The sequence below is a fragment of the Actinomadura physcomitrii genome (assembly GCF_008923205.2).
GTDB lineage: Bacteria > Actinomycetota > Actinomycetes > Streptosporangiales > Streptosporangiaceae > Spirillospora > Spirillospora physcomitrii.
In genome coordinates, this window is sequence record NZ_WBMS02000016.1 from 110,741 (window position 1) to 130,380 (window position 19,640).

Here is a 19,640-nt window from a genome sequence, read left to right on the forward strand (position 1 = left end):
TGCGGCTCTTCGGAGAGAGGTGCGGTCGAGCCCTCGGCCGAGACGGTCGGACCCGAAGCCATCCGCGCGCCGGCCGCCGAGCCCGCCGAAAGGAAGGTCATGGCACGCCTCCAGGGAAAGATCGCGATCGTCACCGGCGCCGGGATCGGGCAGGGCCGCTCCACCGCCCTCCGGCTCGCCCGGGAAGGCGCGACGGTCATCGCCGCCGACGTGAGCGGTGCCGAGAAGGACACCGCCGCCGAGAGCGACGCCATCGTCGCGGTGAGCGCGGACGTCACCCGCGCTGCCGAGGTCGAGGCGCTCATCGGCGAGGCGACCGGACGGTACGGCCGGCTCGACGTCCTGTGCAATGTCGTGGGCGTCGCCGGGATCGCGCAGGCCGCCATCCCCGACGTCGACGAGGACGAGTTCGACCGGCTCATGGCCATCAACCTCAAGAGCGTCCTGCTCGGCATGAAGTACGCGATCCCGGCCATGGTCGCCGGCGGCGGCGGGTCGATCGTCAACTGGTCGTCCGTCGGCGGGCTGGTGTCCTCCCCGCACACGGGCGCCTACGGCGCGTCCAAGGCGGGCATCCTGTCGATGACCCGGACCGCCGCGCGCGAGTGGGGCAGGCACAACGTGCGCGTGAACGCCATCTGCCCGGGGTTCATCTACCCGACAGGAATGACCCTGATGGGGGAGAAGGAGTTCCCGTCGGCGGTGCGGAGCGCGGCCTCGAAGTCGGCGCTCGACCGCCCCGGCCACCCCGACGAGGTCGCCGCGGTCGCCGCGTTCCTCGCCTCCGACGACGCGTCCTTCGTGACCGGTTCCCACCTCGTCGTCGACGGCGGCTGGACCGCCGGGGGCTGAGACCCGGCGGCCCGGACGCCATCGCGCCGGCGGGCGACCGCCTCCGGACGGATCAGGCGAAAGGCGGCGGACCACTTCCGACCAGCGCGATGACGTCAGACCAGGCCTCCGAGGCGCCGAGCGTGATCTGTGCCTCGCGGCCGTCGGGAAGCCTCAGCGTCTGGTCGTGAGGGGCGCCGGCATCGAAGTCGGCAATGGTCGCGGTCCCGGACCACTCCCGCTGCTTGGCGCGCAGATCGACATAGACCTCGACCTCGCTTCCCTCGCTGCTGATCAGGGTGGCGGGTCCCCTGTAGCGGCTCACGCCGGGGCCTTCTCGCCGCGACAGGTGTGGAGTGTGTTCATGAAGACGCACCGTAGCGCTGAGGTCGGACGTTCTCCGCAGCCGATATCGAGCGCCGTACAGCGATGCCGGCGGCCGGGGGCTGGACGCGGGCGCCCTGCTCGGCGGGCCACGGGTAGTCAACACTATTGTTGACGGGTGCCGGGGGCCCGTGGTACCAAGGCCGGGTGACCGATCTATTCATCGAGGGCGTCGCGCTCGACGCCTCGTGGCGCGACCGCGACCGAAGTCTCACCGACCTGATCTTCGACGCGGTGCGCGCGGCGATCGACGATTCCGGGCAGCCGTTGGAGGGCATCGATTCCGTCGTCCTCGCCGCGCACGACCTGGTCGACGGCCGCTCGTTGTCGAGCATGGTCACGGCACCCGCCGCGGCCGCCTACCTGCGCGATGAGATCCGCTACGGGGACGACGGGGCGGGAGCGTTCGCGGCCGCGATGACCCGGCTCGAGGCGGGGCACAACCGGCGGACGATCGTCGCCGGCTGGGGCCGGGCCAGCGAGCACGACGTCGACGCCGTCTCCCATGGACTCTTCGACCCGTTCTTCGGCAGGCCGGTCGGGCTCGACGAGCTGGCCGTATCCGCTTTGCGCGCCCAGGCGTGGATCCAGCGGCACGGCACGGCCGGCCGCGACGCCGCCTGGCGGCGCCGGAGGGAGCGGGCCGCCCGCAACCCGCGGGCGGTGACGCAGAGCGGCGTCCAGCAGTCCGCGCCGTATCCGCTCCGGCCCGAGGAGCTGCCGGTCTGGGCGGACTTCGCCGTCGCCGTGGTGATGTCGACGGAGCCGGCCGGTGTGAAGGTCGCGGGGATGGGCCAGTCGTCCGACCCGTACCACCTCGGCGACCGCGACCTGGTCGGGATGCCGGCACTCGTGGACGCCGCGGGCAAGGCGCTCGCGGACGCGGGCGCGGCCCTGTCCGACGTGGAAGTCGTCGAACTGGACGCGCTGACCGGTTTCGACGAGGCGCTGGCCGTCGAGGCGCTCGGCCTGGCGGAGCCCGGCTCCGCCTTCGGCTATCTGGCCGAACACGATTCGGTCAACCCGAGCGGCGGTTGCGCCGCCGGCTACTGCGCTCCGGCGATGGGCCTGGCCCGGATCGTCGAGGCGACCCTGCAACTGCGCGGCACGGCCGGTCCCGTCCAGCAGGACGCCCCCCGCAGGGCCCTGGCGACCGGATCGTCCACGATCGGGTCCCAGACCCAGACCGCGATCGTTCTGGAGGCGGCATGAGCAACCCGGTCGCGATCGTCGGAGTCGGGCAGACCGGCTACCGGCGGGCGCACAAGGACAAGTCCTCGTCCGATCTCATCTGGGAGTCGGCCAAGCTGGCGCTGGACGACGCGGGGATGACGATCGACGATGTCGACGTGGTCGTCCAGGGCGTCGCCCCGGACGCGCTGAGCGGCGAGATCTGCGGTGAGAAGACGGCGATCATCGGTGCCGGCAAGCCGCACCTGCGCGTCAACACGGGCGGGGTCACCGGATCGTCCGCCGCCTTCAGCGGCGCGTCGTACGTCGCGTCGGGACGGGCCCGGGCGGCCCTGGTGGTCTCGCTCGAGCGGATGGGCCAGGCGACGTCGTCGCAGCAGGTCTTCAACACGATCTTCGACCCGGTCTACGAGAAGGACTTCCCGCTGACCACCATCACGATGGCGGCGCTGCGGGCCTCGATGCTCATGCGGATGTACGGGTACACCGAGGAGCACTGGGCCAAGATCGCCTCGCGCAACTACCGGAACGCGTTGAAGAACCCGCTCGCGCACATCCACAAGGACTACAGCCCGCAGGACGTCATGGACTCCCCGCTGCTGGCGTGGCCGATCCACCGCTACGAGGCGTGCCCGATGTCCGAAGGGGCGTGCGCCATCGTGATCGCGGACGAGCGGAGCGCGCAGGGGCGCACCCCGGCCTGGATCCAGGGGATGGCCTCGACGTCGGACAGCTACGCGATGGGCGACCGGATCCACCGCCCCGAGGCGACCCTGGTCGACCTGCTGACCCTGCGCATGTCGGCCGAGAGGGCGTATGCCGACGCGGGCGTCACCGACCCCGTCCACGAGATCAACGTCATCGAGCTGTACTCGCCGTTCTCCAGCGCGGAGGCGATGACCTATCCCGCGCTCGGACTGTGCAAGGCGGAGGACGGTCCCGCCTTCGTGGACCGCCAGGGCGTCGACCCCGAGCTTCCGGTGTTCAACCCGTCGGGCGGCCCGCAGGCGGCGAATCCGGTGAGCGCGACCGCGCTCGTCCGGATCGCCGAGGCCGCCCTCCAGGTGCGCGGCCGCGCGGGGGACCGGCAGGTTCCCGGTGTGCGCAGAGCGCTGGCCACGGGGCAGGGGGGCGCCACGCAGTTCTCGACCGTGTGCGTGCTCGGCGCGCAGCGGCCGCCGGCGAGGTCGTGACGGCCTTCGCCCGCCACCGGGGGTCGCGCGACTTCGCGGCCCGCGGATCCGGCTTCCCGACATCCGGTCGGTGCCTGTCCCGGTCAGGCCCGGGGCGGCGGGGGCCGCACGGCCTCCGGCGGCCGACCGGCGCAGACCGACGTCCGGCGGCGAGCACGGTGCCGTCGTCCACGAGAAAGAGGGTGCCCTAGTGGCCGCAGATCAGGACCTCATCACCGATGTCACCGATGTCGAGCCGGTCGAGATCCCGGGGAGGTGGGATTTCGCGTTCACCTACTTCGCCGGTAACGCGGCCAGCCGGTTCTTCGCCGAGATCCGCGAGAACCGGCGCGTGATGGGCACGCGGTGCCCGAAGTGCCGGCGACTGCTCGTCCCGGCCCGGTCGTTCTGCGACGCCTGCTTCGAGCGCACGACCGAGTGGGTCCCGGTGTCCAACGAAGGGACGCTGGAGACCTTCACCATCATCACGGCGGCCTTCCCCGGCCTGCCCGAGCCCCCGGTGGTCCTGGCCTACGTCACCCTCGACGGCGCCGACACGGCGCTCGTCAACGTCGTGACGGGAGTGGACTGCTCCGACATCGACGCGGCCGCCGCCCGGCTGTTCGAGCAGCCGCGGGTGCGGCTGTCGTTCGTCGCGGAGCCGCAGGGCCGCATGACGGACTTCAGCTTCGTGCTCGCGGACTGACGTCCCTACCTGCTCCGATCTCGACCAACGCCCGTGTTGAAGCTTTTTCAACACGGGCGTTGACGCGTCCTGTGATGCTGGTTACAGTCCAGGAATCAACACAGGTGTGGAATGGAGTGGGCATGCTCGACGTGCGGCACGTGAGCCTTCACTTCGGTGGGGTCCGGGCGCTCAGCGACCTGTCGTTCTCGGTGCCCGAGGGCGGCATATGCGCGCTCATCGGGCCCAACGGCGCCGGCAAGACGACACTGTTCAACGTCGTCAGCCGGGTGTACACGCCGACGGAGGGCTCGGTCACCTTCGACGGCGCCGACCTGCTGGCGCGACCCCGCCACCAGGTCATGCGGATGGGCATCGCGCGGACCTTCCAGAACCTCGCCCTGTGGCCGACCATGACGGTCCGCGAGAACGTGATGGTCGGCGCGCACTGCCGGTCGCGGGCGACGATGCTGGCCTCCGCCCTGCGGCTGGGCACGAGGACCGAGGAGCGCCGCCTCCGCGCGGAGGCCGACGAGGTCCTGGAGCGCCTCGGCATCGCCGAGCACGCCGGCCACCTCGCGGCCGACCTGCCCTTCGGCACCCTCAAGCGGGTCGAGCTGGCCCGGGCCCTCATGGCCCGGCCCCGGCTGCTGCTGCTCGACGAGCCGGCCGGGGGCCTGACGCACTCGGAGGTCGACGCCCTCGCCGACCTGATCCAGGACGTCGCCGAGAGCGACGGGCTCACCGTCCTCCTCGTGGAGCACCACATGGGCATGATCATGAGGCTGTCCCGCCAGGTGGTGGTCCTGGACTCCGGCACGAAGATCGCCGAGGGCACCCCGGCGGACGTCCGCCGCGACGAGCGCGTGGTCGCCGCCTACCTCGGGGTCGCGGCATGACGGCCGGCACGGTGCTCGCCGCCGAGAACCTCTCCGCGAGCTACGGCCCGCTCCAGGCGCTCCGCGAGGCGTCCTTCCGGCTCGGCGAGGGCGAGGTGGTCGCCCTGCTGGGCGCGAACGGCGCGGGGAAGACGACGACGCTGCGGGCGATCACCGGCAGCATCGTCCAGGTCACCGGCAGCCTCGAGTACACCTCCGAGGCCGGCGCCCTGAGCCTGATCGGCACCGCCCCCGCGGACGCGGCCCGCCACGGGATCGCCCACGTCCCCCAGGGCCGCGGCACCTTCACGGACCTGTCCGTCGAGGACAACCTGCGGGTCGGCGCGATGACCCGCCGCGACCGCGGCGAGATCGAGGCGGACCTCGACCACTGGTTCGCGACCTTCCCGCGGCTGAAGGAGCGCCGCCGCAAGCCCGCGGGCAACCTGTCGGGAGGCGAGCAGCAGATGCTCGCCGTGGCCCGCGCGATGATGATGCGCCCGCGCCTGCTGCTCCTGGACGAGCCGTCCCTCGGACTCGCGCCCCTGGTCGTGGCGGACCTCTTCGCGACACTGGGCCGGCTGCGCGCCGAGCTCGGCGTCACCGTCCTGCTCGTCGAGCAGAACGCCAACATCGCGCTGGAGCTCGCGGACCGCGGCTACGTCCTGGAGGCGGGCCGCATCGTCCTGGAAGGGACCGCCGCGGACCTCATGGCCAAGGACGAGATCCAGAAGGCCTACCTCGGTCAGTAGACCGCCCTTCACCCCCACACGAGGACGTGACGTGGACCTATTCATCGCCAGGATCTTCGACGGCATCGCGACCGGCGCGCTCTACGCGAGCGTCGCGCTGTCGCTGGTGCTCATCTACAAAGCGACGGCATTGATCAACTTCGCCCAGGGGGAGATGGCGCTCTGCGGCGCCTTCACCGTCTACGTCCTGGCCGTCGGGCACGGCGTCAACCTGTACGTGGCGCTGCTCGTCGCCATGGCGCTCAGCGCCGCGGGCGGGGCGGTGCTGCACCGCGTCCTGATCCAGCGCTTCGACCCCCGCGACCACCTCCCGATCGTCCTTGTGACGCTCGGCCTCCTGCTGGCGCTCAACGCGCTGGCGGCCATCGTCTTCGGTTTCGAGCCCCGCCGGATCCCCTCGGTCTTCCCGCGCGGCAACGCCGTCGCCTTCGGGTCGGCGTCGCTTCGCTGGTACACGCTCGGCGTCCTGGCGGTCTCCGTCCTGACCCTGGTCGGGCTGACGCTGCTGCTGCGCCGGACCCGCATCGGGCTCTCCTTCCGCGCGGTGGCCAACACGATCGACTCCGCGCAGCTCGTCGGCATCCGCGTCAACCGGGTCATCGGCGTCAGCTGGGCGCTGGCGGCCGCCATCGGCACCCTGGCGGCGACGCTCTACGTGTCCGACCCGCTCCGCCAGCTCGACACCGGGGTCATGGAGCGAGTGCTGATCTTCGCCGCGGCGGCCGCGGTGCTCGGCGGACTCGACAGCCTCTGGGGCTCGCTCGCCGGGGGGCTGACGCTCGGCCTCACCGAGAGCCTGGTGATCGGCTACGTGCACTGGGTCCCGCCGGAACTCGGCATGGTCGTCGCGCTGCTGGTGCTGGTGCTCGTGCTCGTCTGGAGACCCAACGGGCTGTTCGGGGCGGCTTCGGCGGCGAGGGTCTGACATGGCGGCCACGAACATCCTCCGATCGCGCCGGACGCGCCGGCGCGCCGGCTGGACGGCGGTCCTCGCGCTGCTCGCGCTGATCCTGCCGTACATGCTGGTCAACTCGCCGCAGTTCGCGGTGTTCGGCAACACGATCCCGCTCAGCATCGACGTCCTCAGCTACGCGGTCGTCGCCGGCCTGGCGGTGCTCAGCCTCGTCGTCCTCGTCGGCCACGGCGGGCAGCTCTCCCTCACGGCCGGCTTCTTCATGGGCGTGGGCGCGTACCTGACCATGATCCTCAGCAACGAGACGGCGCTGCCGTTCGCGCTGTGCGTCGTCGCCGCCGCGCTCGTGTGCGGGCTGCTGGGGATCGCGGTCGGCCTGCCGGCGCTGCGGATCGAGGGCGCGTACCTGGCACTGGTGACCATCACGCTGGCATCGGTGCTCCCCTCGCTGGTCCGGCTGCCGGTGATCTCAGGGCACACGGGCGGCTCGAACGGCCTGTCGCTCAAGTACACGCCGAGCGCCCCGGACTTCATCGGCCAGGTGCCGACCTGGCTCGGCCACCTGCCCGGCATCGGGCCGTCCTACATCGGCACGTATGCGCTGGGGCCCGCGCAGGCCGCCTCGGTCTGGATCTTCTACCTCGTCCTCGCCGCCACGCTCGCCGTCTTCTGGCTCGTCGCCGGTGTCGTGCGGGGCCGCACCGGCCGCGCCGTGCACGCCGTCCGCGACCACGGCATCGGCGCGGCGGCGAGCGGCGTGCACGTCGCGCGGCTCAAGGTCATGGTCTTCGGGCTCAGCGGGCTCGTCGCGGGCGTCGCCGGCGGGCTCTACGCCCTGGTCTTCCGGATCGTCGCGCCCGAGACGTTCGGCCTCACCCTCGCGATCTACCTGCTGTTCGGCATGATCCTCGGCGGCCACCGGGCCCTCGGGGGCGCGGTGGCCGGCGGCTTCGCCGTCGCCTACCTCCCCGTCATCACCGGGCAGATCAAGCACATCCCGGCCGTGCCGGACCGGTGGCTGGTCGGGCCGACGGCGTCGTTCCTGCTCGGCCTGCTGCTCATCCTCTTCCCACTGGTGCTGCCCGGCGGAGTCGCGGGCCTGGGCCGCAGGCTCGGCTTCCTCCGCCCGCTCGGCACCGGCCGAACCGACGCCCCGGCCGCCTCCGGCGGCCGGGCCACGCCCCCCGAACCGGGGACCGCTCAGACTCCGGCCCGCACCGCGGAGCCGGACACCGCTCCCACCACCTCTGCACGGGCGAACGCCATGTCGCCCAACCGACGGGAGACACGATCGTGAACCGAATTCCCAAGGCGTGCGCGGGACTGGCGACGAGCCTCATGCTCGTCATCGGCGCCGGCGCGTGCTCCAGCAGCGTCGCCAAGTCGTCGTCCGGCGGCCGCATGACCGGCACGGTCGAGGTCGGCACCGGCGTCAAGGCGGACCTCGACAAGTGCCCCTCGACGTGGAACCAGACCGGAGGGATCACCAAGGACTCGATCACGCTCGGCATCAGCGCGCCGCGCTCCGGGCCGCTCGCCGGCGTCGGCGGTCTCGCCGACGGGGTGAAGGCGTGGTTCGACCACGTCAACGCCACCGACCCCGTCGACGGCAAGAAGGTCGAGGTGGAGATCCGGGACGACGCCTACGACCCGGCCCGCACCAAGACCAACGTCCAGGACATGATCGCGTCGGGAAAGATCTTCTCCTTCTTCTACGTCATCGGGACGGCGAACAACATCGCGGCGCAGCCGCTGATGAGCCAGGCGTGCATCCCGCAGATCGTGGGCGGCACCGGCAGCCTCGACCTGGTCGGCCATCCCGACAAGGACCCGTGGATCCAGGGCGGGCTGCTGCCGTACGCGACCGAGGCCGACATCTGGTGCCAGGACATCGTCGCCCGCAAGGGCAAGGGCGCCTCCGTCTCCTACCTCGCCATGGACAACGACTTCGGTGACGCCTACGCCAAGAAGCTGCAGGAATGCGCGAGCCAGGGCGACATCAAGCTGGTCAGCCAGCAGCGCCACGCGCCCACGGCGCCGAGCATCACGAACCAGATCACGACCATGGCGGCCTCCAAGGCCGACGTCGCGATCCTCGGGACGACCAGCGCGTTCTGCGGCCAGGGGCTGAGCGGCATCGCCGCCTCGTCGTGGCACCCGCAGGTCTACGTGTCCACCACCTGCGGGCAGGTGGGCGCGACCTTCTCGCCCATCGACCCCGACGGCAAGGGCACCCACGTCGCCCTGAACCGCAAGGACCCCGCGGACGCGAAGTGGGCCGACGACCCGACCGTGAAGGAGACGATCAAGGTGCTCAAGGACGAGAACCTGAGCATCGTCGGCACCCCGCCGGACGGCGTGCTGCTGGGCCGCTACATCGAGTACGCCATGCGCACCGCCGCGAAGATGGACGGCGGCCTGAACCGGGTGAACCTGCTGAAGGTCATGTGGCACTCCGACTTCCAGAACCCCCAGTCGCTGCCCGGCATCCGGTTCCAGACCGACGGGGTCAAGGACCCGCTGATCTTCGACTCGGTGCAGATCGGGACCTACGTCCCCCCGGCCGCGGGGGAGAAGGTCGGGCACTACGACATCGCCAAGACGGTCGTGAAGGGCCGATGACACAAGGCCGGCACGGCGGCGAGCCCGGCGGAGACACCGGCGGCAGGGCGGTGGTCGAGACGCTCCTGGCGCTGCACGGCCTCCGGCCTTCCGAGGACGAGGTGGCCGAGCTCGCCGCCGGGCTGGCCGAGGCCCGGCACGCCGCCGCGGCGCTGCGGGAGGAGCGGTGAGCACGGACCGGGCCGCCCGGCTGGACCGCATCGCCGGACTCGACGCCGGGCTCGGCGCCTTCGTCACCCTCGACCGCGACGGCGCCGCCGGACCGGCGGCGCCGCACGGACCGCTCGCGGGCTGGTGGCTCGGGATCAAGGACGTGATCGACGTCGCGGGCCTGCCGACGCTCGCGCAGAGCAGGGTCGAGTCCGGCGACCCCGCCGCCGCGGACGCGGTCGCCGTGGCGCGGACGAGGGCGGCCGGCGCCGCTGTCGCGGGCAAGACCTCGACGATGGAGTACGCGATCGGGGCCCCCGATCCGGACGGCCCCTTCCCGGTCCCGCGCAACCCGTGGGACCGGGACCGCTGGACCGGAGGGTCGAGTTCGGGGTCCGCGGCGGCCGTCGCCGCCGGCATGGTGAGGGCGGCGCTCGGCACCGACACCGGCGGGAGCATCCGGATGCCGGCCGCCTTCTGCGGGGTCACCGGGCTGAAGCCGTCCTTCGGCCGCGTGCCGAACTCCGGTTCCCGGGCGCTCGCCGCCAGCGCCGACACCATCGGGCCGATGGCGCGGACGGTGCGGGACTGCGCGGTCCTGCTGGGCGTCCTGGCCGGGCCCGACGACGGCGACCCCGACTCGGCCGACCGGCCGGTACCCGACTACGCGGCGGAGCTGGAGCGCGACGTCCGGGGCCTTCGCGTCGGCGTATGGCGGCCGGACGCGCCCTGGGAGGCTCCCGGCCTGTGGACGGCGTACGACGAGGCGCTGGAGGTGCTGGGCGACCTCGGCTGCCGTCCGGTGCCGGTCGAGCCGCCGGCGTACCGGCGCGTGCTGGCGGCGCACCGGGTCACCCTGCGCTGCGAGTCCCTGGCGGAGCACCGGGCGCGGCTCGCCGAACGGTGGGACGACTACTCGCCCGGCTTCCGGGAGAGCGTCGCGCCGGGGATCTACTACACGGCGGCCGACTACCTGGACGCGCAGCGGGTGAGGCGTGCCGCGGTCCGGGAGCTGCGCGGGCTCTTCGAGAGCGTGGACGTGGTCGTCTCACCGACGGCCTCGGTCACGGCCCCGCCGGTCGGGAGCGTGAGCCCCGGGTTCGAGCGCTGGATGCGCCATGTGCACACCGGGTACTGGAACTCCACCGGCTGCCCGGCGCTGTCGGTCCCCATGCGGCCGGCGGCGGACGGGCTGCCGCTGGGGTTGCAGATCGCCGCCGCGCCGTTCGGGGAGTCCGCCGTGCTGCGGCTCGGCCACGCCTTCCAGTCGCGGACGGGATGGCACCGGGCCGTGCCCGCGCATTTTTTCAACACTAGTGTTGACGACCTTGGAGGGGGTGGCTAATGTCATGCGCGTGACATGGACCGAGGAGCAGAGCGGATGACCGGCGGGCCGAGCGTGCGGTTCGGGTCCGTCATCACGGTCACCGACGAGCGGGTCGTCGAAACGGCTCGCGCCATGGAGGCGCAGGGCTGGGACATCCTCGCCACCGGCGAGCACGTCAGCTTCAACCTGCCGATCGCCAACGCGTTCGTCTCGCTGGCGGCCGCGGCCGCGGTGACGACGAAACTGCGGCTGATGAGCAGCGTCGCGCTCCTGCCGCTGTACCCCGCCGGACTGGCCGCGAAGATGGCCGCCGCCCTCGACAACGTCAGCGGCGGCCGGTTCCTCTTCGGGATCGGCGTCGGCGGCGAGAACCCCCGCGAGTTCGACGCCTGCGGGGTCCCCGTCGCGGAGCGCGGCTCGCGCACCGACGAGTCGCTGGAGGTCATCCGGCGGCTGTGGAGCGGGGAGGACGTGTCCCACGAGGGCCGCCACTACGCCTTCGAGAAGGTGCGGATCGCTCCAGCACCGGTGCAGCGGCCCGGGCCGCCGATCTGGGTCGCCGGCCGCAAGGACGCGGCCATGCGCCGGGCGGCCCGGCACGGCGACGGCTGGATGCCGTACATGTACTCGCCCGAGATGCTGGCCGAGTCGCTGGCCAAGGTGGCCGCGTGGCGCGAGCGGCCGGAGCCGATCGAGGGCGGCGCCTACCTGTGGTCCTGCGTCCACGAGGACACCGCGACCGCCGTGCGGTACGCCGAGGAGAGCCTCGGCAAGACCTACCGCCAGGACTTCTCCTCGATGGTGGACCGCTACCTCGTGGTCGGAGACCCCGACCACGCCGTGCGCCGCACCCTGGACTACATCGACGCGGGCGCGACCACGGTGATCTTCGGCGCGGCCGCCCCGCGGGCCTACGCCGAGCGGCACGTCGAGATGCTCGCGACCGAGGTCGTCCCGCGCATCCGGGCGGAGCTGGCGCGCCGGCAGGTGGCCCATGCCTGACACCACCGGGGACACCACCGGGTCCGCCGCAGGGGGCACGACCGGGCCGCTGGCCGGCGTCCGGGTCATCGACCTGAGCAGCATGATGGCCGGGCCCCACTGCGCGCGCCTGCTCGCCGACCAGGGAGCCGACGTCATCAAGGTCGAGAGCCTCACCGGCGACCACATGCGCAACCTCCGGCCGCGCAGGAAGGGCCAGAGCCGCTTCTTCGGGCAGCTCAACGTCGGCAAGCGCAGCGTCGCGCTCGATCTCAAGCAGCCGCGCGGGCACGCCGCCCTGATGGCGCTCGTGTCCCGCGCCGACGTGGTCATCGAGGCGTGGCGCCCCGGGGTCGCCGCCAAGCTCGGGCTCGGATACGAGGACTGCCGGCCGGTCAACGACCGGCTCGTCTACTGCTCGATCTCCGGGTACGGCCAGCAGGGCCCCGACGCGGGCAGGGCCGCCTTCGCGCCCGTGATCCACGCCGCGTCCGGTTACGACATGGCGATGCTGCCCTACCAGGCGCCCGGTTCGCCTCCCCCGACGACCGGGGTGTACATCGGGGACATCCTCGGCGGCACCGTCGCCTACGGCTCGGTCCTCACCGCGCTGCTGCGGCGGGACCGGACGGGCGCGGGCGGCCGCGTCGACGTCTCCCTGGTCGACTCGATGATGTCGGTGCTCGTCTACGAGCTGCAGGCCGTCCAGGCGGGCATCACCGACACGCGCGTCTCGCATCCCCCGCTGCCCACGCTCGACGGGTGGATCGCCGTCACGATCGTCAACGACACCGGGTGGTCGGCGATGTGCCGCGCGATGGGACGGCCCGAGCTCGCCGGCGACGACCGCTACCGCGACATCGGCGCCCGCACCGAGCACTGGGACGAGATGCAGGCGACGATGGCGGCCTGGTCGCGCGGGCTCTCGACCGACGAGGCGGAGTCGCGGCTGCTGGCGGCCGGCGTGCCCGCGGCCAGGCACCGGACCCCCGCGGACCTGCTCGACGACGCCCACCTGACCGGCCGGCGGACCTTTCCCCAGGTGGCGGACGCGGCCGGGGAGTTCCGGGCGATGTCGGCCCCCTTCCGCATCGACGACGCGGTGACGCCGGCCGCCGGGGCGCGCGTCCCGGCGCTGGGCGAGCACACGGTCGAAGTCCTCGAGAGCGTGGCCGGGCTGCCGGCCGCGGCCGTGCGAGAGATGGTCGACGCCGGCATCGCCGGCGTCCAGGGAAGCTGAGGAGCACAGCTGTGGCTGGTTGGAACATCGCCGACGTGCTGGACGTCGTCGCGCAGGAAGTGCCGGACGCGCCCGCCGTGATCCAGGGGGAGCGCCGCGTGAGCTGGGCGGAGCTCGACGCCCGGGCCGAGGCCCTCGGCGCGGCGTTCCTGGACGCCGGACTCGGGCATCAGGCCAAGGTGGCGCTCTACCTGCGCAACAGCCCGGCCTATGTCGAGTCGCTGCTCGCCGCCTTGAAGGTCGCGATGGTGCCGGTCAACACCAACTACCGCTATTCGGCCGGCGAGCTCACCTACCTGTGGGACAACGCCGATGCCGAGGCGGTCGTCTTCGACGCCGAGTTCACCGCCGTGGTGGACGAGGTCCGGCACGGCCTGCCGAAGGTCCGGCTCTGGCTGCAGCGCGCCGACGGCTCGGGCGCCGCGTGCCCCGACTGGGCCGTCCCCTACGACGAGGTCGCCGCCTCCGGCCGCCGCCCCGCGACGCCGCCGGTCCGCAGCGGCGACGACCTCATCCTGCTCTACACCGGGGGGACGACCGGGATGCCGAAGGGCGTCATGTGGCGCCAGGACGACGTGTTCGTCCTCCTCGGCAACGCGGCCAACGGCCGCTACGGGCCCGACCAGGACCTCGAGTACGCCAGGCGCCGCGTGGCCAGCCCGGGCAGGCGGCTGCTGCCGGCCGCGCCGCTGATGCACGGGGCGGGCGTCTTCAGTTGCGTGCCGTTCCTGGCCCGGGGAGGCGCGATCGTGCTGCTCGAAGGGCGGTCGTTCGACGCCGGGGAACTCCTCGACACGGTCGAGCGCGAGCAGGTCTGGTCCGTGGGCTGGGTCGGCGACGCGTTCGCCAAGCCGGTGCTGGAGGCGCTCGACCGCGAGCCCGGGCGCTGGGACCTGTCCGGCTGGCGGACGATCACCTCGGGCGGCGTGATGTTCAGCCAGGAGGTCAAGCAGGGGCTGCTCGCGCACGTCCCGCAGCTGCTGATCAACGACGTCTTCGGCGCGTCCGAGGCGATCACGATCGGGTCGTCGACCACGACGAAGGACGGCACGTCGGTCCCCACGGGATCGTTCACGCCGCGCAAGGGCATGCGGGTGATCCGGCCGGACGGCACCGACGTCGTCCCGGGCTCGGGCGAGGTCGGGCTGATGGCCTTCGCGGGACGCCAGCCGCTCGGCTACTACAAGGACGAGGCCAAGACCGCGGCGACGTTCCTCGTCATCGGCGGCGAGCGCTACTCGGTGCCCGGCGACTACGCCGTGGTCGCCGAGGACGGGACGGCCACGCTTCTCGGCCGGGGGTCGGCCTGCATCAACACCGGTGGTGAGAAGGTCTTCGCCGAAGAGGTGGAGCAGGTCATCAAGCGGCACCCGGACGTCGCCGACGCCGTCGTCGTCGGCATCCCCGACGACCGGTTCGGCGAGGCGGTCACCGCCGTCGTGGAGCTCGAGCCGGGGCGCGCCCAGGATCCGGACGCCCTGGTGGCGTTCGTGCGGGGCGACCTGGCCGGCTACAAGGCTCCGAAACGGGTCTTCTTCGTCGACCAGGTGTCGCGGGGCCCGAACGGCAAGGCCGACCTCAAGGACATCAGGTCGCTGGCGATCAAGCTGGCCGGCGTGTCGGCGCCGGCCGCCTCCGCCTGATCCGGCGGAGCCCGGACCCGGACGCGGTCCCGGGCGCTCAGCCTCGCGGGAGGCCGAGCAGGCGCTCCGCGACGATGTTGCGCTGGATCTCGGCGGTGCCGCCGCCGATCGTGTCCGACAGCGAGAACAGGAAGGCGCGCTGCTCCACGCCGGCCGGGTAGTCGGCCCGCCCGTTGCGCATGCCGACCCCGGGGATCCAGGCGCCCTGCTCGGCGGCGGCGCCGGCCAGAATCTGCCCCTCGGGGCCGAGGATGTCCATCATGAGGTCCATCGTCGCGCGGTGTGTCTCCGACCACCACATCTTGTTGAGCTGGCCGAGGCCCGCGGCCTCCCGGGTGCCGTTGACCGTGTCGGCGAGCGTGCGCAGCCCGTGGTAGCGCTGGATCTGGACGCGGGTCCACTGCTCGGCCAGCCGCTGGCGGATCACGGGATCGGTGTGGACGCCCCGCTCCCGGGCCATCCCGATGATCTTCCGCAGCTCCTTCTCGAAGCGGCGGTGCCCGGTGGTGGCGGAGGCGCCGCGCTCGAAGCCGAGGGTCGTCATGGCGACCTTCCAGCCGTTGTTCAACCCGCCGACGACGCAGCCCTCGGGCGCGTGCGCGTCGGTGAAGACCACCTCGCAGAAGTCGGTCGCGCCGTCGAGCTGCTCGATCGGACGCACCTCGATCCCCGGCTGCCGCATCGGGACGAGGAGGTAGGAGATCCCCCGGTGGCGGGGGGCGTCGGGGTCGGTGCGCGCGAGGAGGAAGACGTAGTCGGCCTCGTCGGCGCGCGTCGTCCAGATCTTCCGGCCGTTGATCGTCCAGCCGCCGTCGCGCGGCTCGGCGCGGGTGCGCAGCCCGGCGAGATCCGACCCGGCCTCGGGCTCGGAGAACCCCTGGCACCAGGTGATCTCGCCGCGGAGGATCTTCGGGATGAACTCCGCCTTCTGCTCGTCGGTGCCCCACCGCAGGATCGTCGGGCCCACGAGGGTGTCCCCGAACCAGTCGGCGCGCATCGGCGCGCGGGCACGGGCGAACTCCTCGTGCAGCACGACGTTCTCCAGCGGGCTCAGACCGCGCCCGCCGTACTCCTTCGGCCACGAGGCGCAGATCCATCCCGCCGCGTGGAGCTTCTCGGTCCAGGAGGCGCGGAACGCCTCGCGCTCCTCGGGGGGCATCTCGGCGCCGTCGAACCAGCCGTCCGGCAGGTTCTCCTCGAGCCACGTGCGCACCTGCCGCCTGAACTGCTCGACCGGTGCCGGATAGGTCGTCTTCATGGCCTCATCCTCCGAAACCGAGGCCCTTGCTGTCAACACATGTGTTGATATACTGTCCGGGCGTACCTACGCGAAGGAGGCCCCCTATGGCCGGCAACAGTCGGGTCGACCTGCTCGACACCGAGGCGATGATCCCGGAGGAGGAGCGCGCGATGCAGGCCGTCGTCCGGCGCTTCGCCGACGAGACCCTGCGGCCGGTCGTCGCGGGCCATTTCGAGGCGGGCACCTTCCCCGTGGAACTCGCCACCGAGTTCGGCGAGCTCGGCCTGCTCGGCATGCACCTCGACGGCTACGGCTGCGCCGGCTCCAGCTCGCTCGCCTACGGCCTGGCCTGCCTGGAGCTCGAAGCCGTCGACAGCGGGTTCCGCAGCTTCGTCTCGGTCCAGGGCTCGCTGGCGATGTTCTCGATCCACCACTTCGGCTCCGAGGAGCAGAAGCAGGAGTGGCTGCCCCGCATGGCGCGGGGCGAGGCCATCGGCTGCTTCGGCCTCACCGAGCCCGACCACGGGTCCGACCCCGGCTCGATGCGCACCCGCGCCCGCCGCGACGGTGACGACTGGATCATCAACGGGTCCAAGATGTGGATCACCAACGCGCCCGTCGCGGACGTCGCGACCGTGTGGGCCAGGACGGACGACGGCGTGCGCGGCTTCCTGGTCCCCAAGGGGACCCCCGGCTTCGAGGTCCAGGAGATCAAGCAGAAGCTGTCGCTGCGGGCCTCGATCACCGGCGCGCTGTTCCTCGAGGACGTCCGGGTGCCGTCCGCGGCGATGCTGCCCTCGGCGAAGGGGCTCAGGGGCCCGCTGTCGTGCCTGTCCGAGGCCCGCTACGGGATCGTCTTCGGCAGCGTCGGCGCCGCCCGCGACTGCCTCGAGACGACGCTGGCCTACGCCCGGCAGCGCGAGCAGTTCGGCAAGAGCCTCGCCGCCTTCCAGCTCACGCAGGAGAAGCTGGCCGACATGTCGCTGGAGCTGAGCAAGGCCATGCTCGTGGCCCTCCGCCTCGCCGAACTCAAGGACGGCGCCGGAGTCGAGCCGGCCCAGATCAGCGTCGGCAAGCTCAACAACGTGCGGGAGGCGCTGCAGATCGCGCGCACCTGCCGCACCATCCTCGGAGGGGCCGGCATCACGCTGGACTATCCGCCGCTGCGGCACGCCAACAACCTCGAGTCCGTCCTCACCTACGAGGGGACGTCCGAGATCCACACGCTCGCCGTCGGCCAGGCACTGACCGGCGTGAGCGCCTACCGCTGACGGAGAAGGCCCACATGCAGATCGGACTCGGTTTCGACACCGACCAGGAGGAGCTGCGCCGCGCGCTCAGGTCGATGCTGTCCAAGCGCAGCGACGAAGGCCGCGTACGCGAGGTGATGGCATCGCGGTCCGGGACCGACACCGTGCTCTGGCGCGGCCTGGCGGACGAGCTCGGCTGCCACGGCCTCACCGTGCCCGAGCGGTGGGGCGGAGCCGGCGCGTCGCTCGTGGAGCAGGGCGTCGTCTTCGAGGAGCTCGGCCGCTTCCTCGCCTGCGTCCCGTACGCCGCGACCGTCGGTCTGGCGCTCTCGCTGCTGCTCCGCTTCCCCGAGCAGGACCTCGTCGCGGACGCGGCGACCCGGATCGCGGCCGGTGACCTCGTCGCGACCGTGGCGCTGTGCGAGCCGGGCGGCGTCTGGGACGCGCGTGCCGTGCGCATGGAGGCCGAGCGGACCGGCTCGGGGTGGACGCTCAGCGGCACCAAGACCTACGTCCCCGACGGCCACGAGGCCGGGCTCATCCTCGTTCTGGCCCGGATCGGCACCGAGCTCGCGGTCCTGGCGGTCGACGGAGAAGCCCCGGGCCTCGTGCGGACGCAGCTCCCGACGATGGACCAGACCCGCCGCCAAGCACGGCTGGACTTCGCCGGCACACCCGCCCGGCTGCTCGCGACCGGCGCGGACGGCGAGGTCGACCGCGCGCTCGCCCAGTCGGCCGCCCTGCTCGCCGTCGAGCAGGTGGGCAGCGCGCGCCGGGTGCTCGAGGGGACCACCGAGTACGCCAAGGTGCGCACCCAGTTCGGCGCCCCCATCGGCTCCTTCCAGGCGGTGAAGCACCGGCTGGCCGACATGCTGCTCGACGTCGAGGCCGCGCGCTCGGCGGCGTACTACGCGCTGTTCGCCGCCGCCGCGGACGACGAGGAGCTGATGGCCGCGTCGAGCCTGGCCAAGGCGTTCTGCAGCGACGCGCTCGTCCGGGTCTGCGAGGCATCGGTGCAGATCCACGGGGGCATCGGGCTCACCTGGGAGCACTGGGCCCACCTGTACTTCAAGCGTGCGCGCTCCGCCGCGGTCCTGCTCGGCGACGCCGCCCAGCATCGCGAGCGGCTGGCCTGCGAGATCGGGCTCTAGCCCCGGCCGGCGTACCCGGCATGGCAGCGGAACCCGCGCCATGCCGGGTACGGCCGCGTCCGAACCGCTGCCGTCTGCCGCTGTGCCGCCCTCAGCCGAGCCAGTCGGCGACGACCTCGTCCGTGTGCTCACCCGGGACGGTCGCGACGTGGTGCACGGAGCCCGGCGTGCGGCCGAAGCGCGGCGCGGGGGAAGGGTGCACGACGCCGTCGATCTCGGTGAACGTCCCGCGCTCGCGCAGGTGCGGATGCCGGGGCGCCTCCGACATGGTGAGGACCGGGCTGAAGCACAGGTCCGGCTTGCCGGCCAGCGCCTCGCACCATTCGTCCCGCGTCCGGGTCAGGAACCGTTCGGCGAGGATCCGCTTGCTCTCCGCCCACCGGCCGCGGTCCCCCCGGCGCGGGAGCGCGCCGGGGTCGAGGCCGATGGCCTCCACGAGGTTGCGGAAGAACGGCGCTTCGATGGCGCCGACCGCCACGTACCGGCCGTCGGCGCATGCGTAGACGTCGTAGAAGTGCGAGCCCGAGTCGAAGACGTTGGCGCCCCGCTCCTCGGAGACGACGCCCTGCTGGAGGTAGCCGAACATCATCGTCATCAGGGACGCGACGCCGTCGACCATCGCCACGTCCAGCACCTGGCCCCGGCCGGAGGAGGCCCGCTCGACGAGCGCGGCCGTCACGCCGAAGGCCAGCAGCAGGCCGCCGCCGCCCATGTCGCCGACCAGGTTCAGGGGCGGCGTCGGCGGCTCGCCGCGCCGCCCGATGTGGGCCAGCGCCCCGGCGAGGGCCACGTAGTTGATGTCGTGCCCCGCGTGGGCCGCGAGCGGGCCGTCCTGCCCGAAGCCCGTCATGCGCGCGTAGATCAGCCGCGGGTTGTCGGCGGTGCAGGCGTCGGGGCCGATGCCGAGCCGCTCGGTGACGCCGGGGCGGAACGGGTCGATGAGGACGTCGGCCGCCGCGGCGAGCCGGCGCACGAGCGCCCGGCCGCCGGGCGTCTTCAGGTCCGCGGCGACCGACCGCCGTCCCCGCTGGACGATGTCCTTCTCCGGACTGTCGGGCGCGGTCGCGCCGGCCCGGTCGACGCGGACCACGTCCGCCCCGAGGTCGGCGAGCAGCATGGCGCCGTACGGCCCCGGGCCGAGGCCGGCGAGTTCGAGCACGCGGACGCCCTTGAGCGGGCCCCGGCGCTGGTCGCCGGCCGCACCGGCCGTGTTCGTCCCGGTCATCGGAC

The 19,640-nt window shown here is 72.6% G+C and carries 19 protein-coding genes; 16 read left to right on the forward strand and 3 right to left on the reverse strand.

The window, feature by feature from the left end; translation table 11 throughout:
* The first annotated feature begins 99 nt into the window (after positions 1-99).
* On the forward strand, positions 100-852 hold the full coding sequence (locus F8568_RS21435) for an SDR family NAD(P)-dependent oxidoreductase (protein WP_151595500.1): 753 nt from the start codon (positions 100-102) through the stop codon (positions 850-852).
* Positions 853-904: 52 nt separating this feature from the next.
* Here F8568_RS21435 and F8568_RS21440 read toward each other — a convergent pair whose 3' ends face one another.
* A complete protein-coding gene (locus tag F8568_RS21440; RefSeq protein ID WP_151595502.1) occupies positions 905-1,156 on the reverse strand; it encodes a DUF4873 domain-containing protein in 252 nt (83 codons plus the stop codon).
* A gap of 206 nt (positions 1,157-1,362) precedes the next feature.
* Here F8568_RS21440 and F8568_RS21445 point away from each other — a divergent pair, with 206 nt between their 5' ends.
* The 13 genes from F8568_RS21445 to F8568_RS21505 all read left to right on the forward strand — a co-directional run bounded on the left by F8568_RS21445 (position 1,363) and on the right by F8568_RS21505 (position 14,769).
* A complete protein-coding gene (locus F8568_RS21445) occupies positions 1,363-2,427 on the forward strand; it encodes a thiolase C-terminal domain-containing protein (RefSeq protein ID WP_151595504.1) in 1,065 nt (354 codons plus the stop codon).
* Positions 2,424-3,599 carry a thiolase family protein gene (locus F8568_RS21450; RefSeq protein ID WP_151595506.1) on the forward strand — a complete coding sequence of 392 codons (1,176 nt, stop codon included), beginning with the start codon at positions 2,424-2,426 and terminating at the stop codon, positions 3,597-3,599. The genes F8568_RS21445 and F8568_RS21450 overlap by 4 nt, the downstream gene beginning before the upstream one ends.
* A gap of 190 nt (positions 3,600-3,789) precedes the next feature.
* Positions 3,790-4,284 carry a Zn-ribbon domain-containing OB-fold protein gene (locus F8568_RS21455; protein WP_151595508.1) on the forward strand — a complete coding sequence of 165 codons (495 nt, stop codon included), beginning with the start codon at positions 3,790-3,792 and terminating at the stop codon, positions 4,282-4,284.
* A 122-nt stretch (positions 4,285-4,406) separates the two neighbouring features.
* A complete protein-coding gene (locus F8568_RS21460; protein ID WP_151595510.1) occupies positions 4,407-5,162 on the forward strand; it encodes an ABC transporter ATP-binding protein in 756 nt (251 codons plus the stop codon).
* Positions 5,159-5,893 (forward strand): ABC transporter ATP-binding protein, encoded by a 735-nt coding sequence (locus F8568_RS21465; RefSeq protein ID WP_151595512.1) that lies wholly within the window; start codon positions 5,159-5,161, stop codon positions 5,891-5,893. Before F8568_RS21460 ends, F8568_RS21465 begins: the two co-directional genes overlap by 4 nt.
* A gap of 31 nt (positions 5,894-5,924) precedes the next feature.
* The gene (locus F8568_RS21470) at positions 5,925-6,818 is read left to right on the forward strand and encodes a branched-chain amino acid ABC transporter permease (protein ID WP_151595514.1); all 894 of its coding nucleotides are present in this window, start codon (positions 5,925-5,927) and stop codon (positions 6,816-6,818) included.
* Position 6,819: 1 nt separating this feature from the next.
* Positions 6,820-8,103 (forward strand): branched-chain amino acid ABC transporter permease, encoded by a 1,284-nt coding sequence (locus F8568_RS21475; protein ID WP_151595516.1) that lies wholly within the window; start codon positions 6,820-6,822, stop codon positions 8,101-8,103.
* On the forward strand, positions 8,100-9,428 hold the full coding sequence (locus tag F8568_RS21480; protein ID WP_151595518.1) for an ABC transporter substrate-binding protein: 1,329 nt from the start codon (positions 8,100-8,102) through the stop codon (positions 9,426-9,428). Before F8568_RS21475 ends, F8568_RS21480 begins: the two co-directional genes overlap by 4 nt.
* Positions 9,425-9,598, forward strand: a complete 174-nt coding sequence (locus tag F8568_RS21485; RefSeq protein ID WP_160573699.1) for a hypothetical protein — start codon at positions 9,425-9,427, stop codon at positions 9,596-9,598. Before F8568_RS21480 ends, F8568_RS21485 begins: the two co-directional genes overlap by 4 nt.
* Entirely contained in the window at positions 9,595-10,923 is a 1,329-nt protein-coding gene (locus F8568_RS21490; RefSeq protein WP_151595520.1) for an amidase, read from the forward strand. The genes F8568_RS21485 and F8568_RS21490 overlap by 4 nt, the downstream gene beginning before the upstream one ends.
* Before the next feature lie 36 nt (positions 10,924-10,959).
* Positions 10,960-11,907, forward strand: a complete 948-nt coding sequence (locus tag F8568_RS21495) for an LLM class flavin-dependent oxidoreductase (RefSeq protein WP_160573700.1) — start codon at positions 10,960-10,962, stop codon at positions 11,905-11,907.
* A complete protein-coding gene (locus tag F8568_RS21500; RefSeq protein WP_151595524.1) occupies positions 11,900-13,126 on the forward strand; it encodes a CaiB/BaiF CoA transferase family protein in 1,227 nt (408 codons plus the stop codon). Before F8568_RS21495 ends, F8568_RS21500 begins: the two co-directional genes overlap by 8 nt.
* A gap of 11 nt (positions 13,127-13,137) precedes the next feature.
* Positions 13,138-14,769: an acyl-CoA synthetase gene (locus F8568_RS21505; protein ID WP_151595526.1), complete on the forward strand. Its 1,632-nt coding sequence runs from the start codon at positions 13,138-13,140 to the stop codon at positions 14,767-14,769.
* 37 nt (positions 14,770-14,806) lie between these two features.
* On the opposite strand, the gene F8568_RS21510 is transcribed toward F8568_RS21505, so the two are convergent.
* The gene (locus F8568_RS21510) at positions 14,807-16,027 is read right to left on the reverse strand and encodes an acyl-CoA dehydrogenase family protein (RefSeq protein WP_151595528.1); all 1,221 of its coding nucleotides are present in this window, start codon (positions 16,025-16,027) and stop codon (positions 14,807-14,809) included.
* An 86-nt stretch (positions 16,028-16,113) separates the two neighbouring features.
* On the opposite strand from F8568_RS21510, the gene F8568_RS21515 reads away from it, so the two are divergent.
* Both F8568_RS21515 and F8568_RS21520 read left to right on the forward strand, forming a co-directional pair.
* Complete coding sequence (locus tag F8568_RS21515) at positions 16,114-17,280, forward strand: acyl-CoA dehydrogenase family protein (protein ID WP_151595530.1); 1,167 nt, start codon at positions 16,114-16,116, stop codon at positions 17,278-17,280.
* Positions 17,281-17,294: 14 nt separating this feature from the next.
* Positions 17,295-18,410, forward strand: coding sequence for an acyl-CoA dehydrogenase family protein (locus F8568_RS21520; protein ID WP_151595532.1), 1,116 nt, complete (start codon positions 17,295-17,297; stop codon positions 18,408-18,410).
* Between the two features lie 91 nt (positions 18,411-18,501).
* Here the strand turns inward: F8568_RS21520 and F8568_RS21525 are convergent, their stop codons facing one another.
* The gene (locus tag F8568_RS21525) at positions 18,502-19,635 is read right to left on the reverse strand and encodes a CaiB/BaiF CoA transferase family protein (protein WP_151595534.1); all 1,134 of its coding nucleotides are present in this window, start codon (positions 19,633-19,635) and stop codon (positions 18,502-18,504) included.
* Positions 19,636-19,640: the final 5 nt, after the last annotated feature.

Excerpts from the sequence above, each read along its gene's own strand:
- F8568_RS21495 (WP_160573700.1), top strand. The coding sequence starts at position 10,960 with ATGACCGGCGGGCCGAGCGTGCGGTTCGGGTCCGTCATCACGGTCACC.
- F8568_RS21435 (WP_151595500.1), top strand. The coding sequence starts at position 100 with ATGGCACGCCTCCAGGGAAAGATCGCGATCGTCACCGGCGCCGGGATC.
- F8568_RS21500 (WP_151595524.1), top strand. The coding sequence starts at position 11,900 with ATGCCTGACACCACCGGGGACACCACCGGGTCCGCCGCAGGGGGCACG.
- F8568_RS21510 (WP_151595528.1), bottom strand. The coding sequence starts at position 16,027 with ATGAAGACGACCTATCCGGCACCGGTCGAGCAGTTCAGGCGGCAGGTG.
- F8568_RS21485 (WP_160573699.1), top strand. The coding sequence starts at position 9,425 with ATGACACAAGGCCGGCACGGCGGCGAGCCCGGCGGAGACACCGGCGGC.
- F8568_RS21460 (WP_151595510.1), top strand. The coding sequence starts at position 4,407 with ATGCTCGACGTGCGGCACGTGAGCCTTCACTTCGGTGGGGTCCGGGCG.
- F8568_RS21525 (WP_151595534.1), bottom strand. The coding sequence starts at position 19,635 with ATGACCGGGACGAACACGGCCGGTGCGGCCGGCGACCAGCGCCGGGGC.
- F8568_RS21475 (WP_151595516.1), top strand. The coding sequence starts at position 6,820 with ATGGCGGCCACGAACATCCTCCGATCGCGCCGGACGCGCCGGCGCGCC.
- F8568_RS21515 (WP_151595530.1), top strand. The coding sequence starts at position 16,114 with ATGGCCGGCAACAGTCGGGTCGACCTGCTCGACACCGAGGCGATGATC.
- F8568_RS21465 (WP_151595512.1), top strand. The coding sequence starts at position 5,159 with ATGACGGCCGGCACGGTGCTCGCCGCCGAGAACCTCTCCGCGAGCTAC.
- F8568_RS21520 (WP_151595532.1), top strand. The coding sequence starts at position 17,295 with ATGCAGATCGGACTCGGTTTCGACACCGACCAGGAGGAGCTGCGCCGC.
- F8568_RS21450 (WP_151595506.1), top strand. The coding sequence starts at position 2,424 with ATGAGCAACCCGGTCGCGATCGTCGGAGTCGGGCAGACCGGCTACCGG.